General features: G+C 61.2%; 16 protein-coding genes. 9 read left to right on the forward strand and 7 right to left on the reverse strand.

Going from position 1 to position 14,587, the window contains the following annotated elements:
• Window positions 1-36: 36 nt before the first annotated feature.
• Window positions 37-798 (reverse strand): class I SAM-dependent methyltransferase, encoded by a 762-nt coding sequence (locus ACE3OH_RS10985; RefSeq protein ID WP_374352061.1) that lies wholly within the window; start codon window positions 796-798, stop codon window positions 37-39.
• On the opposite strand from ACE3OH_RS10985, the gene gloB reads away from it, so the two are divergent.
• On the forward strand, window positions 797-1,555 hold the full coding sequence (gloB, locus tag ACE3OH_RS10990) for a hydroxyacylglutathione hydrolase (protein ID WP_374352064.1): 759 nt from the start codon (window positions 797-799) through the stop codon (window positions 1,553-1,555). The genes ACE3OH_RS10985 and gloB overlap by 2 nt on opposite strands.
• Before the next feature lie 203 nt (window positions 1,556-1,758).
• A complete protein-coding gene (locus ACE3OH_RS10995) occupies window positions 1,759-3,408 on the forward strand; it encodes a LysM peptidoglycan-binding domain-containing protein (protein WP_374352067.1) in 1,650 nt (549 codons plus the stop codon).
• Between the two features lie 173 nt (window positions 3,409-3,581).
• Here the strand turns inward: ACE3OH_RS10995 and ACE3OH_RS11000 are convergent, their stop codons facing one another.
• Window positions 3,582-4,280 carry a hypothetical protein gene (locus tag ACE3OH_RS11000; protein WP_374352070.1) on the reverse strand — a complete coding sequence of 233 codons (699 nt, stop codon included), beginning with the start codon at window positions 4,278-4,280 and terminating at the stop codon, window positions 3,582-3,584.
• A 4-nt stretch (window positions 4,281-4,284) separates the two neighbouring features.
• The gene (locus ACE3OH_RS11005; protein WP_374352073.1) at window positions 4,285-4,773 is read right to left on the reverse strand and encodes a GAF domain-containing protein; all 489 of its coding nucleotides are present in this window, start codon (window positions 4,771-4,773) and stop codon (window positions 4,285-4,287) included.
• A gap of 220 nt (window positions 4,774-4,993) precedes the next feature.
• Here ACE3OH_RS11005 and ACE3OH_RS11010 point away from each other — a divergent pair, with 220 nt between their 5' ends.
• The 3 genes from ACE3OH_RS11010 to ACE3OH_RS11020 all read left to right on the forward strand — a co-directional run bounded on the left by ACE3OH_RS11010 (window position 4,994) and on the right by ACE3OH_RS11020 (window position 8,580).
• Window positions 4,994-5,743: a hypothetical protein gene (locus tag ACE3OH_RS11010; RefSeq protein ID WP_374352076.1), complete on the forward strand. Its 750-nt coding sequence runs from the start codon at window positions 4,994-4,996 to the stop codon at window positions 5,741-5,743.
• A gap of 172 nt (window positions 5,744-5,915) precedes the next feature.
• On the forward strand, window positions 5,916-6,434 hold the full coding sequence (locus ACE3OH_RS11015) for a lipocalin family protein (protein WP_374352079.1): 519 nt from the start codon (window positions 5,916-5,918) through the stop codon (window positions 6,432-6,434).
• A 190-nt stretch (window positions 6,435-6,624) separates the two neighbouring features.
• Window positions 6,625-8,580: a prolyl oligopeptidase family serine peptidase gene (locus ACE3OH_RS11020; RefSeq protein ID WP_374352082.1), complete on the forward strand. Its 1,956-nt coding sequence runs from the start codon at window positions 6,625-6,627 to the stop codon at window positions 8,578-8,580.
• Window positions 8,581-8,690: 110 nt separating this feature from the next.
• Here the strand turns inward: ACE3OH_RS11020 and ACE3OH_RS11025 are convergent, their stop codons facing one another.
• The 4 genes from ACE3OH_RS11025 to ACE3OH_RS11040 form a co-directional block, all read right to left on the reverse strand.
• Window positions 8,691-9,065 (reverse strand): hypothetical protein, encoded by a 375-nt coding sequence (locus ACE3OH_RS11025; RefSeq protein ID WP_374352085.1) that lies wholly within the window; start codon window positions 9,063-9,065, stop codon window positions 8,691-8,693.
• Between the two features lie 74 nt (window positions 9,066-9,139).
• Complete coding sequence (locus tag ACE3OH_RS11030) at window positions 9,140-9,586, reverse strand: GNAT family N-acetyltransferase (protein ID WP_374352088.1); 447 nt, start codon at window positions 9,584-9,586, stop codon at window positions 9,140-9,142.
• 32 nt (window positions 9,587-9,618) lie between these two features.
• The gene (locus ACE3OH_RS11035) at window positions 9,619-9,888 is read right to left on the reverse strand and encodes a high-potential iron-sulfur protein (RefSeq protein ID WP_374352091.1); all 270 of its coding nucleotides are present in this window, start codon (window positions 9,886-9,888) and stop codon (window positions 9,619-9,621) included.
• 146 nt (window positions 9,889-10,034) lie between these two features.
• Window positions 10,035-10,559, reverse strand: coding sequence for a GNAT family N-acetyltransferase (locus ACE3OH_RS11040; protein WP_374352094.1), 525 nt, complete (start codon window positions 10,557-10,559; stop codon window positions 10,035-10,037).
• 204 nt (window positions 10,560-10,763) lie between these two features.
• On the opposite strand from ACE3OH_RS11040, the gene ACE3OH_RS11045 reads away from it, so the two are divergent.
• From ACE3OH_RS11045 to ACE3OH_RS11060, 4 genes are all read left to right on the forward strand, one after another.
• Entirely contained in the window at window positions 10,764-12,254 is a 1,491-nt protein-coding gene (locus ACE3OH_RS11045; protein WP_374352097.1) for a DUF4331 domain-containing protein, read from the forward strand.
• Window positions 12,255-12,487: 233 nt separating this feature from the next.
• On the forward strand, window positions 12,488-12,736 hold the full coding sequence (locus tag ACE3OH_RS11050) for a hypothetical protein (protein WP_374352100.1): 249 nt from the start codon (window positions 12,488-12,490) through the stop codon (window positions 12,734-12,736).
• Window positions 12,737-12,793: 57 nt separating this feature from the next.
• The gene (locus tag ACE3OH_RS11055; RefSeq protein ID WP_374352103.1) at window positions 12,794-13,984 is read left to right on the forward strand and encodes a hypothetical protein; all 1,191 of its coding nucleotides are present in this window, start codon (window positions 12,794-12,796) and stop codon (window positions 13,982-13,984) included.
• Window positions 13,981-14,587: hypothetical protein (locus tag ACE3OH_RS11060; RefSeq protein ID WP_374352109.1), on the forward strand; the 607-nt coding region annotated here is incomplete at its 3' end. The genes ACE3OH_RS11055 and ACE3OH_RS11060, both read left to right, overlap by 4 nt.

Here is a 14,587-nt window from a genome sequence, read left to right on the forward strand (position 1 = left end):
CAATTCCGCGCCGGCCGGGTGGGGTTTTGGCGCCAATCAGGGCGGCAGATCACAATCTTGCGCCTGTGGCTGGCGCCGGTCCGGCACCGGCACCGGCACCGCAACTGGCGGGGCGACGCGGGCCAGCGATTTCCAGCGCGGTGTAAGCAGGCGCATGCCACGCACCCGCTTGATCGCCACCAAGCCATAGACGGCGCCGCCCACCGGCCACCAGCGCTGCCCGGCTCGCTCCAGAAAATCGAGCCGCCCCAGCCAGCGCTCGCTCAGCATGGGTGGGCGATAGCAGCCGATATGGGCCGGCGTGGGCTCCAGTCCGAGCAGGGCCATCCAGTCCTTGAGGCGCGGCAGGCCGACAAAGCGTCCCTGCCACGGCATGCCACGGCGGCGACGCGCCAGCCGGGTAATGCCCCACAGGCTCCACGGGTTGAAACCGCTGATCACCAGGCGGCCATCGGCCACCAGCACCCGCTCTGCTTCGCGCACTACCTGGTGCGGATCATGGTGAAAGTCCAGGGTGTGCGGCAATACCAGCAGATCGACACTGGCCGAGGCAAACGGCAGCTGCGCCGGGTCGCATTGCAGCTGGCAGTCGGGTGATAATCCGGCGGTCAGGCGCGAGGGGATGCGGTTGCTGCGCAGGGTAGGGCGGCCCGGCAGATCCAGCTGCACCGCGTAATAGCCAAAGATATCGGCCACTGCTGCGTCGAAGAAGGCCTGTTCCTGAGCCCAGACATAGTCACCCAAGGGTGTGTGCAACCAGTCGGCAAAGGCCGCGCAATCTGCTGGAGAGCTGTTCATGTTGTCCATCGTGCCGATTCCCATCCTCAAAGACAACTATGTGTGGCTGCTGCATGCGCATGGCCACGCCGCCGTGGTCGATCCGGGCGAGGCCGCGCCGGTGCTGGTGGCCCTGGCCGAGCGTGGTTTGCAGCTCGATGCCATCTTGCTCACCCACCACCATGGTGACCACACCGGCGGTGTGGCGGCGCTGCGTGATGCCACTGCCTGCATGGTATACGGCCCGGCCAGCCTTGCCCTGGTCGATCGACCGCTGGCTGCTGGCGCGACGCTAGCCTTGCCCGGCCTGCGGGCAAGCTTTGCGGTGATGGCGGTGCCGGGTCATACCCTCGATCACCTGGCCTACCATGGCGAGGGGCGCCTGTTCTGTGGCGACACCCTGTTTGCCTGCGGCTGTGGCCGCTTGTTCGAAGGCACGCCGGCGCAGATGCAGGCCTCGCTGGCGCAGCTGGCGGCCCTGCCGCCGTCCACCGAAGTCTATTGCACCCATGAATACACCTTGTCCAACCAGCGCTTTGCCCTGGCGGTGGAGCCGGACAACGCCGCCTTGCAGCGGCGCGCGCAGGCTGATGCGGCAAGGCGCAATGTCGGCCAGCCCACCGTGCCGTTCCGGCTTGCCGATGAGCTGGCGTGCAACCCTTTCCTGCGCTGGGGCCAGCCGGCAGTGCAGGCCGCCGCGCGCCAGCATGGCGCGCAGAGCGACGCCCCGGTCGAGGTATTCGCCGCCTTGCGTCGCTGGAAAGACCGGTTTGCCTGAGCCGCCAGCAGGCTGGCTCGCCGGCAAAGCCGCCCTGTGTGGCCTTGTAGTGCGCTTTGGGCAGAAAGTTCCGCGTTCAGGATTGATTTGTAAGGCTATTTTTGATTGACGCCCGCTCGGCGCGGCGATTACCATCCGGCCAGTTTCCAGATCACTGGCATGTCCCGAAATCGACTTTGCGACATGCCTTTTTATTTGCGCCTATGCCACCATTCCCGTTCCGCCTCGCCCCGCTGTTTGCCTGCCTTGCTGTCCTGTTCGCCCCGCTGGCACAGGCAGAAGAGCAGCCCGCCGATAGCCCCGCTCGCAGCCCGGCCGATATGGCGCCGGCCAAATCGCTGCCGGTGCCGGTAGTTGCAACACCCAGTCCATCCATCCCACCCGCTGCAACCGTAGCCGAAGCCTTGGCGCCGGATACTGTTGCACCGGCCTCAACCAATGCCGATCAGGCTGATTTATGGGCACGGGTGCGCAGCGGCTTCAAGATGCCGGAACGCGATAGTGCCGATGTCAAACGGCTGGAGCGTTTTTACGCCAGCAAGCCGCAGTACATCCAGCGGGTGGCGGAGCGCGGCCGCCGCTATCTGTATTTCATCGTCAACGAAGTGGAAAAGCGCGGCATGCCGACCGAGATCGCGCTGCTGCCCATTGTCGAATCGGCCTTTTCGCCCAAGGCGCAGTCCTGGGCCACCGCCTCGGGCCTGTGGCAGTTCATGCCGGCCACTGGCGCCCGCTATGGCCTGGAACGCACCTGGTGGTACGACGGCCGCCAGGATGTGATGGCCGCCACCTATGCGGCACTCGATTATCTGCAAGACCTGTACAACCAGTTCGGCGACTGGCAGCTGGCACTGGCCGCCTACAACTGGGGCGAGGGCGGCGTTGGCCGTGCCGTGGCCAAGACCCGCGCCCAGGGCATCGATGCCACCTTCGACAGCATCAAGAAACCGAATGAAACCTCGGGCTATGTCCCGGCCCTGATGGCGGTGCGCAATATCATCGCCAATCCGAAGGCATTCGGCCTGACCTTGCCGGACATGCCGAACAAGCCCTATTTCGAACCGGTTTCCACTGGCCGGCATATCGATGTGGAGCTGGCCGCCAAGCTGGCCGACACTACGGTGGAAGAGCTGCTGATGCTCAACCCCGGCCTGATCCGCCCGGTATTTGCCTACAAGGATGACCGCAAGCTGCTGCTGCCGGCCGAGAAGGTGGGCACATTCGAGCAGAACCTGCAGCGCTACGACAAGCCGCTGCTGTCCTGGCAGCCCTATGTCACCAAGAAGGGCGAATCGATCGACGCCATTGCCAGCAAGTTCAGCATTGCGCAAAACGAATTGCGCCAGGTGAACAAGCTCGGCAGCGGCCGCACCGCCAGCGGCCAGACCATCCTGGTGCCGATGCGCGACAATGTCGAAGCGTCCGATCGCCAGAACCTGGCAGCGTTGATCGCCGGCGCCGCAGCATCGGCCGCCCGTAGCGAAGAGAGCGCCCCTGCCAAATCAGCGCGTAGCGCCGAGCACAAGGTCGCCAAGGGCGAATCGCTGTTCTCGATTGCGCGCAAATATGCGATGAAGCCGGAAGAGCTCAAGCGCCTCAATGGCTTGAGCAGCAACAAGGTCGCCGTCGGCGCCGTGCTCAAGGTCGATGGTGCCGACGCCAAGCCGAGCAAGCTGGCCAAGGCCAAGCCGGCCAAGGAGCTGCGCTATGTGGTCAAGCGCGGCGACACCCTGGACGAAATCGCCCGCAAATACGATGTGTCGGTGGCCGAGTTGAAGAAATGGAACAAGCCGGTCGCCGGCCGTGGCGCCCTGAAGGTGGGCTACAAACTGGCGATACGCGGCGAGGGTTGATTTGGCCGACACAGTATCTGTAAAACAAAGCCCCGCAGTGCGGGGCTTTGTTTTGTGAGGGTGTACTCCCTCTCCCGTTGTGGGAGAGGGTTGGGGAGAGGGGGCGTTCGCCGCCGCAGCTAGATTGGTTGGGAACTGGTTGTCGGAAGCGGCGGAAATGATCCGGAAGGAAACTATAAAATGTTGGAATCCGATATTTCATTGACCCACACGCCTAACTGGCCGACAAAATAGCTATGGTATTTCTCAACTGTTATGTTGTATACGGTCGCAAGAAATGGTTCCAGAGTTTGTTGTAAATTGCCTTCATTCTCTGAAATTCGCATTCCATGCATATACCTTGAATAGGAGGGGGAATTAAATAACTCACCTGCAGGGCCTTGAATTATCTGCCAGCCCCATTCGCCACGGGCGTCGCTCATGGCAATTCCGGTATTTGGAGCAAATTGTCGAGTAACCTCATGGGGTCGTTCTATTAATGCTGTTTGCCCATTCATGCAAAGCAGATGTGTAACGTTAAATGTTTCAACCGAGCTCCATCCCTCATGTCCGAACTCGCCAGACACTTCATCATCCCACCAGTCCGGTCTGCACTTCCAAAATAGCTGGTCTCCCTTGGTAAAAAAGTACTCCTCGATTTCCTTGTCCTTTTCCTTTTTGTTGGCTCCCCAGATATTAACTGTCCAAATTATCTGATTTTCCATGGTAAAGGTCTTGCTAACGCGTTGGTGCTCCTGCGCGCCTGTTTCCTTGCAGCGCGACAGCACCATATCCCCAACACAAATTTTTTCAATTGGCACTAAGCCCCTATCGGTCCATACCGGGGTACCCGCAATAAAGCCGCCTGTTGGTTTCTTATGCTGAATATGCATTGCCTCAAATCCCGTCGCAGTCCGTCATCGCCACAAAGCGCGCCACCAAGCTTTCCAGGCCGATGCGGTCGGCTTCGCTGAAGCGGTTGCTGAGGGGGCTGTCGATGTCGAATACGCCGATCAGGCGGCCATTGTGGATTACCGGTAGCACGATTTCGGCATTGGAGGCGGCGTCGCAGGCGATATGGCCGGGGAAGGCGTGGACATCGGCAACTACCATGGTCTGGCGCTGGCTGGCGGCCGCACCGCACACGCCACGGCTGAACGGAATGCGCACGCAGGCGACCTTGCCCTGAAAGGGGCCGAGTACCAGTTCCTCGCCGCGGGCCAGATAAAAGCCTGACCAGTTGAGGTCGCTCAGGGTCTGGAAGATAAAGGCGGAAAATTGCGCCGCATTGGCAATGAAATCACGCTCGCCTTCGAACAAAGCGGCCAGTTGGCGGTCAAGCTCTGCGTAGTCGGGGGTGCGGCTTTGGGTGGCGGTGTCAAACATGGGGCGGGCTCCAGAAAGAGGCAGCGATAATAGCATCGGCGCTGCTGGCTTTTCGATTTGCCGCTGCCAGGGTTCATGCGCAGGAACGGTTACGAACTGGTGAACAATCGCGGCTGAAGCCGCTCCTACACCCCGCGCTTTTCAGGCTGCATCAAGGTCGCTAGTGCCGGCCCACCCAAAATTCGGAACGGCACTGTTGTCCATGACAGGAAAGATCGATTTGAACGCCAGCCTTAACCTGCCGACCTTGCCGCAGCGCCCCTATCTGCTGGTGGCCATTGTCCTGTCGATACTGCTGCATGGCTGGCTGGCGAGCCGCCCCTGGCAATGGCGCAAGTCGATGCGCTTGAATACGCCGCCGCTATCGATTCGACTGTTGCCTGCACCTGCACCTGCACCTGCACCTGCACCTGCACCTGCACCTGCACCTGCACCTGCACCTGCACCTGCACCTGCACCTGCACCAATGCAGGCCCCGTTGCCATCGCACACTGTGCCCAAGCCGATGGCGCGGCCAGCAACGCTGCCTGCTGAGGCGAACATAAAGGAATCCGAGCCAGCGAATACACCGGTCATGGCCAGCAAACCGATCGAGCCGGCAGCGCCCAGTGTTGCGATAGAGGCAACTACTACATTGCGTGAGCGGGCAATGGCGGCAACACGCGGCGCCGATCGCCAGCAGCGCGATGCAGCAGAGCGCGGTGGATGGATGGTCAAACCGAAGGCCCTGCCGCCCTCGTTGCTGAAGCTGCCATCAGAAACCCAGACCGCACTGGCCAAGCGTTTCGACAATGAGCTGGCCGAGCTGGTGGTGCTCAGCACCACGGAGCGGCAGGAGGGCAATTACCGGGTCACGATTATCGAAACCAATAAGGGGCGGCTGTGTGCTTATGACGCCTTGATCAAGAAGCCATTTATGGAAAACCAGGCGACAGTAGAAACCATCGGAACCTGCGGGCCAAAATCGTAGGTCGCGTTTCAACCCGACGTGCGGCCGAAGGCCGCTATGCTGTCGCTCGAATGTCGCTGTCGGAATGAATTCCGACCTACAAAACCACGGTCTCTGCTGCGCCAGAAATATGGTGTATTTGCAACGCCTACCCCAGCCACTCACCCAACAGGTCAAATCGATGATGAAGAAAATGGCTTTATCTACCTATGCCGCCCTGCTTTTCCTGGTGCATGCGCCGGCACAGGCCGAGGCACCAGTCGCCAGCGTTGCCCAGCTGGATTTGAATCGCTATATGGGCCAGTGGTACGAGATCGCCAGCTTCCCGATGTTTTTCCAGCGCCAATGCATCGCCGACACCACTGCCAATTATGCGATCCGGCCTGATGGTGCGGTGTCGGTGCTCAATCGCTGCCGCACCAAGGATGGCTTTGACAGTGCCGAAGGCAAGGCCACCGTGGTGGAGGGCGGCAACAACGCCAAGTTGAAAGTGTCGTTCTTCTGGCCGTTCAAGGCGGATTACTGGGTGATCGGGCTTGATCCGGACTATCGCTGGGCGGTGGTGGGCAATCCCAATCGCAAATATCTGTGGCTGCTGTCGCGCACCCCCAACCTGCCCAAGCCCTTGCTGGATGAGGCCCTGGCCGCCGCCAGCGCCCAAGGCTTTGATCTGGCGCAGTTGCGCTACACGCCGCAGACGGCAAGTCCATGATTTGAATTGTGTTTATGGTGCTGGTGTGCCTTCGCACCCTGTTACAGGTACTGCCAACCGTCGTCGTCCACGACCACTTATCCCGGCGCACGCCGGTTTGTCGCGTGCTGGCTGGACGGTTGTGGCCCGCTTCTTAAAATCGCGGCTTTCCGCTTGCCACCCAAGCGAACCACCGACCAGAAAGCCGACCATGCCACTTCCATCCGCCAGCCGCATTTCCACGCTTATCTATGCCTTGCCTCTGTGCTTGCCCCTTGGTACCCAGGCGGCTGACTCTTTTCAATTCAAGGCCTTGAGCACCGATGGGGTGCCGGCGATCGCACCCGAGATCGTCAAGCGGGTCGATCAATATCAAGCGGTGGAACTCAATTTCGCCAACCATTGGGCGCCGGGCGGGCAGGGCATTGTAATCGCCCATCGGCGCCATCTCGGCACCTCATCCCTGGCCTATGTGGCCAAGCCCGGCGCGCCGTTACAGACGATTGCTGCAGACTTTGATGATTTCGCACCCGATTCCACCGCCCAGCCCGGTGCCGATGGCGTGTACACCCTGTTTACCCGCAACGTGGCCGGAAAGTCGCAGCTACACGCCTTCGACAGCCGCAGCCGGCAGCTACGCGCCCTGAGCAGCGCGGAGCGCAGCGATGACAATCCGCGCTGGACGCCGGATGGCAAGCAGTTTGCCTTTACGGCCAGCACCGACAAGGGCGCGCGCTTGATGTTGGCCTCGGTCGAGCGCTTTGCTGAGGCGCGTACCTTGCTGGAGGGTGACTATGTGCCGCTAGGCTGGAGCGCCGATGGCAAGCGCTTGCTGCTGCAGATGGATGGCAGCAAGCTGGCGCTGCTGGATATGGCAACCGGAAAGCCCGCGCCGCTGGCCCCGATCGCCGGCCTGAACGATATTCGCCCCGCCGCCGTGCAGCTGGCGGCCGACGGCGAATCGCTGTTTGCGCTGTTGGCGGTCGAAGGTGGCGTAAGGCTGGCCAATATCCGCCTGGCCGATCAGAAGATCAGCTGGGTGTCGGCGCCGGGCGAGGTGAATAGCAAGGCCATGGTGTTGGCGCCCAGCGGCGATGTGCTGGCCTATGCCAGCCGCGAAGGTGGCTTTGAACACCTTCACCTGGCTGATGCGCGCACCTTGGAGCGACTGGGCACCGTGCCGGCGCGTACCGACTGGCTGACCGGCTTTGCCTTTTCGGCCGACAGCCAGCGCCTGCTGTTTTCCGCCATCCAGACCAATGACACCAGTGACAACTATGTGTTCGACCGCAGCCGCAATGAAGTCGTGCGTTGGACCTCCGGCAGCTTCGCCGGCCTGGACCAAGGCAAGATGCAGGCCTGGCAGCGTTTCAGCTACCCGAGTGTTGATCGGGTCGGCGCGGCGGCGCGGCAGATCCCGGCGTGTATCGTTCGGCCTGCCAAGGCGGCCGGACCTAGCCCGGTGGTGATCGAGCTGGGCGGCGCCGGCGCATTTACCGCGCCGGAAAACTTCCCGGCGGTGGATCGCTTTGCCGTGGATGAGCTGGGCGCCACCTTGATCCACGCCGATGTACGCGGCTCTAGCAATTACGGCCCGGAATACGAAGCGCTGGACAATCTGGATAAACGGGCTGATGCGGTGCGCGATGTCGGCGCCTTGCTCGACTGGATCAAGACTCAGCCCGATCTTGATCCCAGCCGGGTGATGCTGTCGGTACGCTTAACTGGCAGCACCGCCGGCAGCATACTCAGCTATGCCAGCCTGGCCGAATATGGCGAGCGCTTGCGCGGTGCCATCATCAGCGTTGGCCCGGTCAATCTGGCTTCCTTTATCAGCAAGTCGCCGGCAGCGTTGCAGGACAAGATGCGCGCTGAATATGGCGATGAGCGCACCGAGGCCGGTCAGCAGCTGCTGGCACGCTTTTCGGCGCAGAGCCAGGCGGCGCGTATCAAGACGCCGCTGCTGGTGCTGCAAGCGGGCGCGAATGCCCGGGTACCGAGTGAAGAAGTAAAAGCGTTTGTAAAAAGCTTGCGAGCTCAGCAGACGCCGGTCTGGTATGCCGAAGTGGACAAGGCCGGCAGTCTTGGTGGGTTCGGCGACGCTGAGCGAGAAGCCGCCATCCTGGCCGCCCAGTTTGCCCGCGAGCGTCTGTTGGCGTCGCGGTAAGCGGGTGCGGGCCCTGCCGGCACCTTCCAACTCATCGCATTTACAGCGCGGAGGCGGATCGGCAAACGCGCTGCAAAGCCCGAATGGCTGCGCGGGCGTTGGGGCGCGGTTCAAACGATGGGATTGATGGTCTTTTCCACCGGTGCCGGCACCGGGCGCAGCAATGCCCACAGCGAGTACACGCCGAACACGGTGCCGATCGGGAAATTGAACAGCGAAAAAATACTGAACACGATCAGCCAGATTTTCGCGCCACTGGCACCGCGCAGGCAAAACACACCGGCGAGTAACTGCGCGGTGGCAAACACAGCCACTACGGCAATGGCAATGCCGCCAAAGGTATTGAGCAGGGCGAATTCGCTCGGGCTCAGTTTCAGCAGCGAGGAAAAGCCGACCAGCAAGAGCAGCAGAAAGGCCGCCAGCAGCAAGCCCAATACGGCGGAGACAATATGCAGGGCTGCGGCGATTTTTACGTGAATATCCATGGTGTACTTTGCAGGTAGCGGGACGTGTGGCGGATGCGGCAGGGGCAATCGTAACGCGCTTTGCGCGTACTGCGTCATTGCCTGACCATCACATAGTTATGCGGGCTTGATTGTGCCTCGATGATTTGAAAACCCAGCGAGGTGTAGACCGCCACCGCGGCCAGGTTGTCGCGCAATACTTTGAGCTTGATTTGCCTTGCCTTGGCTAGCTTGCGTGCTTCCTCTAGCAACAAGGCAGTGAGCTGTTTGCCAAGGCCCTGGCCGCGCAAGTGCGGGGCGACAATGATGCGCAGCAGGCTGACGGTATCGTCGGCATGGACCCACAGCTGGCCAAAGCCAAGCGCCGGTCTGCCGGCCTCGCTCATGGCAAAGCTGTAGTGGCCAGGCTGTGTCAGCAATACGCCGAATTCCGCCACGGTAAGCGCCGCGTACTTGTCCCGACCGGGCCAGCCGGCAGCAATTGCCCAGTTGGCGATGGTGTCGATTTCGTCAGATTGCGGTGGCCGCAGTTGGTAGCTCATCGCTGTGTCGATAGGCAAGGTGGCTGAATGCATCACATCGCTGGCACGTATACCTTGCACCAGCCGCCCTCGGTCACCAGTCGATGGTTGATTGCCTCGCACGCGCCCAAGCTAGTGCCACTCTTGCGATTGAACAGCATGCAGCTCATGCAGGTCTGCCCATCGGCATAGCCGGGTGTGGTGCGCTTGTCGATCTGGCTGGCGTCGCGCCGGTAGCCGATACGCACGGCATCCGGGTCGTTTTCGGCGATCTCGCCGGATGGCTCGGCGGCGCTTGCCCGGCTGGCAGCCAGGGCAAGCATGGGGAGTTGCTGGAGTAGAAACAGGCGGCGTGACGGCAACATGGCTGCTAGACCCGAATTTGACCCGCCCGATGGTACACCGCATCGCGCAGGCGCAGGCGCAGTGTGACGGTCGCAGCTTGGCCTGCCATGGCGCCATGCCAGGCCTATTGCGGCCCGGCGGCGGGATGGCGATACATATGCCAGGGCGCGCCGCGAAACTCCATCACTTTTTCCAGCTGTGCGCCTACCGCCTGTGCCAGCTGCAAAGAGGGCTGGTTTTCCCCGTTGATAAAGCTGATCGGCGGATTGCCGGGATGTTGGCAAGCCGGTGCCTGCACCGCCCGCACGGCTTCGGCCGCGTAACCGCGACCCCAGAACGCCTTGCGCAATGCCCACTTGATTTCAGCTTCCGGCCAGTCATTGGGATACCACAGGCCAACCGCGCCGACGACCTGCTGGCTGTCTTGTTCCACTACCGCAAACGGGCCATAGCCGCGTAGCTGCCAATGGCCGACCATGCTGGCCATCGCCCGCCAGCTCTCGCCCTCGCTCAAGGCGCGGCGAAAGGTATAGGCGGTGCATTCCGGGTCGCGGTAGTGGTCATGCATGGCCGGCCAGTCGTCGTGAACAAACTGGCGCAGCAGCAGGCGCGGGGTGCGAAGTTCGCTAGGGAAGGGTGCTGGATTCATCGGTGTCCTCGTAAAGCGATGGCTGCGACCGTCGCAGCCTGGCCAGCATTTTTACTCAAGCGCCGGCCAGGAGAGTTTGTTCGTGTATCCATTTATTACTGGCAAAAATTTTTGATTCTTTTGCATCCAGCCCATTTTTCGCTGCGTATCAGGAGGTGGACGGGCCATTGGTCGCCCCCAAACCACTTTTTGATGGAGAGCAAGATGAAACTGAATCGCTTTGCACTAGCCTGCCTGCCTGTTGCCCTGCTGGGCGTATTTTTCAGCAACCCGGTCGCGGCTTCCAGCCACCGTGAAGCGCCGTTCATTACGCGCAATCCGAAGGTTGATGCTACCGACTTCTATATGTTCAACAGCTACGAGGCTGGCCGTGCCGGCAATGTCACGCTGATCGCCAACTACCTGCCTCTGCAGGATGCTTACGGCGGCCCGAACTATTTCTCGCTCGACCCGGACGCCTTGTACGAAATCCATATCGACAACAATGGCGACGCCAAGGAAGACCTGACCTTCCAGTTCCGCTTCAGCAACAAGCTGTCTGACCTGACCGTGCCAGTTGGCGGCAAGAATGTGTCGGTGCCCTTGATGAATATCGGCGGCATTACCGACCCTAAGGCGGCTGCCCTTAATGTGCAGGAGAGCTACAGCATTACCGTGGTACGTGGCGATCGCCGCACCGGTACCCGCGCTGCGGTGACCAATGCTGCTACCGGCGCCACCAGTTTTGACAAGCCAGTCGACTATATCGGCACCAAGTCGCTGCCGGACTACGCCGCTTACGCTGCAAAGCATGTTTACAGCGTCAATATCCCCGGTTGCAGCTCGCCAGCCAAGGTGTTTGTCGGCCAGCGCAAAGACCCGTTCGTGGTGAATCTGGGTGAAACCTTTGACCTGGTCAATATCAAGGCGCCCGCTACCGCGTTTGACAAAGCCGCCGAAGACAAGGGTCTCGATAGCCTCAAGGCCAAGAACGTGACCGCTATTGAAATGGAAGTGCCGGCCAGCTGCCTGGTCGCCAATGGCGAGCCGGTGATTGGTGGCTGGACCACCGCCAGCTTGCGCCAGGCGCGCCTGATCAATCCGGCACCGGCAAGCGGCATCAGCAATGCTTCCAAGGAAGGTGGCGCCTGGTCGCAGGTGTCGCGCCTCGGTATGCCGCTGGTCAACGAGCTGGTCATTGGCCTGAAGGACAAGGACAAGTTCAATACCAGCAAGCCGTCTGGCGATGGTCAGTTTATCGACTATGTCACCAACCCCACCTTGCCAACACTATTGGAAGTGCTGTTTGGCTCGGCCGGCGTCAAGGCACCGACCAACTTCCCGCGCAATGACCTGGTTACCGCCTTCCTCACCGGCGTGCCTGGCGTCAATCAGCCGAAGAATGTGGTTGCCTCGGAAATGCTGCGCCTCAATACCACCACGCCAGCGGTGCCCAAGGGCATGCAAAAGCGTATGGGGGTGATTGGTGGCGATAGCGCCGGCTTCCCGAACGGCCGTCGCCCCGGCGATGACGTGGTCGATATCGCCCTGCGCGTGGTAATGGGTCGCCTGTGCACGCTGAATATCGGCGGCTGTACTGCAGCACAAGCCGCGAGCGGCACGACCGACTTCACCGACGGTGCCTACCTCGATGACAGCTTCTTCGACGCTAGCTTCCCCTACCTGAAGACGCCGGTTGCGGGTGCTTCCAACTAAGTCGCTGCAGAACTGAAGTTAGCCGGCCGTTGTTTGGTCAGCAGAAGGTGGGAGGCGTCCCACCTTCTGTGTAAACAACGAGACCGTAGGCGTGATGATTTACCACTGACACATTCCCTCCCGCGTCGAGCAAAGTGGCTAAGCGACAAGGGCAGTCGGCCAGCGCAGGGGCAGCTACGCCGCCGACTGTTAGCGATAAGGGGAATGTGCTCAGTGTTTTCCTGGAGATGGCAATGAAAACCAACTTTTCGCTGTTACGTGCCGCTGGTGTGGCAATCGTGTTGGGCGGCTTGCTCGCCGCCTGTGGCGGCAGTGATGACAAGCCTGGCACCACCATGCCAACCCAGCCCGGCAGCAGTGCCGACGCCTTTACCACCCAGACGCGCAATCTGGCGGCTACCCAATCGGATGATGCCGCGCCAAGCGATATCAGCACGATTGCCGTTACCGATAGCGATAGCGCCGAACCTGTTGCACTGTAGTTGTACAAGCCCTGGTCCCCGCTGTTTGGCAGGGCCAGGCCTTGTCTGGAGAACATGATGAAAACCAAACTCACTCGCCATCTGCCTCACCTGGCCTTGCTGATTGGCCTGCATGCTACTGCCGCGCCTTGGCGTCCTACTGAACCGACCCAGGTGCTGGAAGTACTGCCGACCCGCCTGCTGGAAGGCACCCGCGAGACTGAGTTGCGCGCTATGCGCGACAAGCTGACCAAGCAGCCCGGTGATGCAGAAACCGCCGTGGCCCTGTCGCGCCAATATCTGCTGCAGGCCCGCGCCAGCAGCGATCCGCGCTACCTTGGCTATGCCGAAGCCGCGCTGGCACCTTGGGCCATGCAGGCGCGGATCCCGCCGCAAGTCCGGCTGATGCGCGCGGTGCTGGCGCAGCGCAACCATCAGTTCGACCGCGCCATGGTCGATCTCGACCAGGTGGTGAGCGAGCGGCCGCACGACGCCGAGGCGCTGCTGACCCGTGCCACCATTCGCCAGGTGCGGGGCGACTATGCGGCAGCCCGCAAAGACTGCAGCGCCTTGCTGACCCTGGATACCCTGCTGCTGGGCGCGATCTGCAAGGCGCAGGTGGATAGCCTTAGCGGCAATGCGCAGACCTCGCTGGCGCTGTTGCAAAAGCTGTCCGAGCGCCAGGCCGATAGCTTGACGCCTTCCATTCGCGAGTGGCTATGGCTGGCACAGGCTGATATTGCCCAGCGCTTGGGCGACAAGGCGGCGACGGAAGCAGCGTTCCAGCAGATGCAAAGCCAGAAGGAAGCCGGCCCGGAAAGCCGGGTAGCGTACGCAGACTACCTGCTGGAGCAAAAGCGCTATCAGGAAGTGATCACGCTCACCAGCAACGATGTCCGCAACGACAATGCCCTGCTACGGCTGGCCTTGGCCGAGAAGGCCTTGAAGCTGCCAAGTGCTGCAGGCCATATTGCTGAAATCGGCGAGCGCTTCGATGCGGCCCGCTTGCGTGGCGACCGGGTGCATCTGCGCGAAGAAGCGCGGTTCCGGCTTGGCTTGTTGGGTGATGCAAAAGGCGCACTGGCACTGGCGCAGGCCAATTGGCAGGTGCAGCGTGAACCAGCCGATGTGCGCTTGCTGCTGGAAGCGGCCATTGCCGCCGGGAATAAGGAGGTGGCAAGTCAAGTCGCCACCTGGATCAAACAGACACAGATGCAGGATGTAGCGCTAAGCCCATTGCTCCAGTCCTTGCTGGGAGCCAAATCATGAAGCGTTGCCTGACTGCCTTGTTTGCCTTGGTGCTTTGCACACTGGCATATGCCCACAAACCCAGCGATAGCTATCTCACGCTTAGCCAGCAGGAAGCGGCGCCGCAGCTGCATATGCAATGGGACATCGCTATTCGCGACCTGGATATGGCGCTGGGCCTGGATCACGACCTGGATGGCAAAGTGACTTGGGGCGAGCTGCAAGCGGCGGAAGCGCGGCTGCAAAGCTATGCGTTTGAGCATTTGCGCGTGAATGCCGGCGGCCAGGTCTGCGTTCCGCTATATCGCGGCCTGCAGGTCGACAAGCATGTAGATGGCATGTATGCCGTGATCAACGCCGAATTGTCCTGCGCCGCTGCCGATAGCTATCAGGTCGACTATTCGCTGCTGTTCGAATTTGATCGGCTGCACAAGGGCATCGTGACGCTCAAGCAGGGCGCCAGCAACCAGGTGGCCATCGCCTCTGCCGATCAGCATACCGTCACCATCAAAGCGAATGGCACTGGCCTCATCAAGCAGCTGGGCCAGTTCGTCAAGGAAGGGGTCTGGCATATCTGGATCGGCTTTGACCATATCCTGTTCCTGATTTCCTTGCTGATACCTG

Source organism: Chitinimonas sp., from assembly GCF_041904975.1.
In the GTDB taxonomy this organism is placed as follows: domain Bacteria; phylum Pseudomonadota; class Gammaproteobacteria; order Burkholderiales; family Chitinimonadaceae; genus Chitinimonas.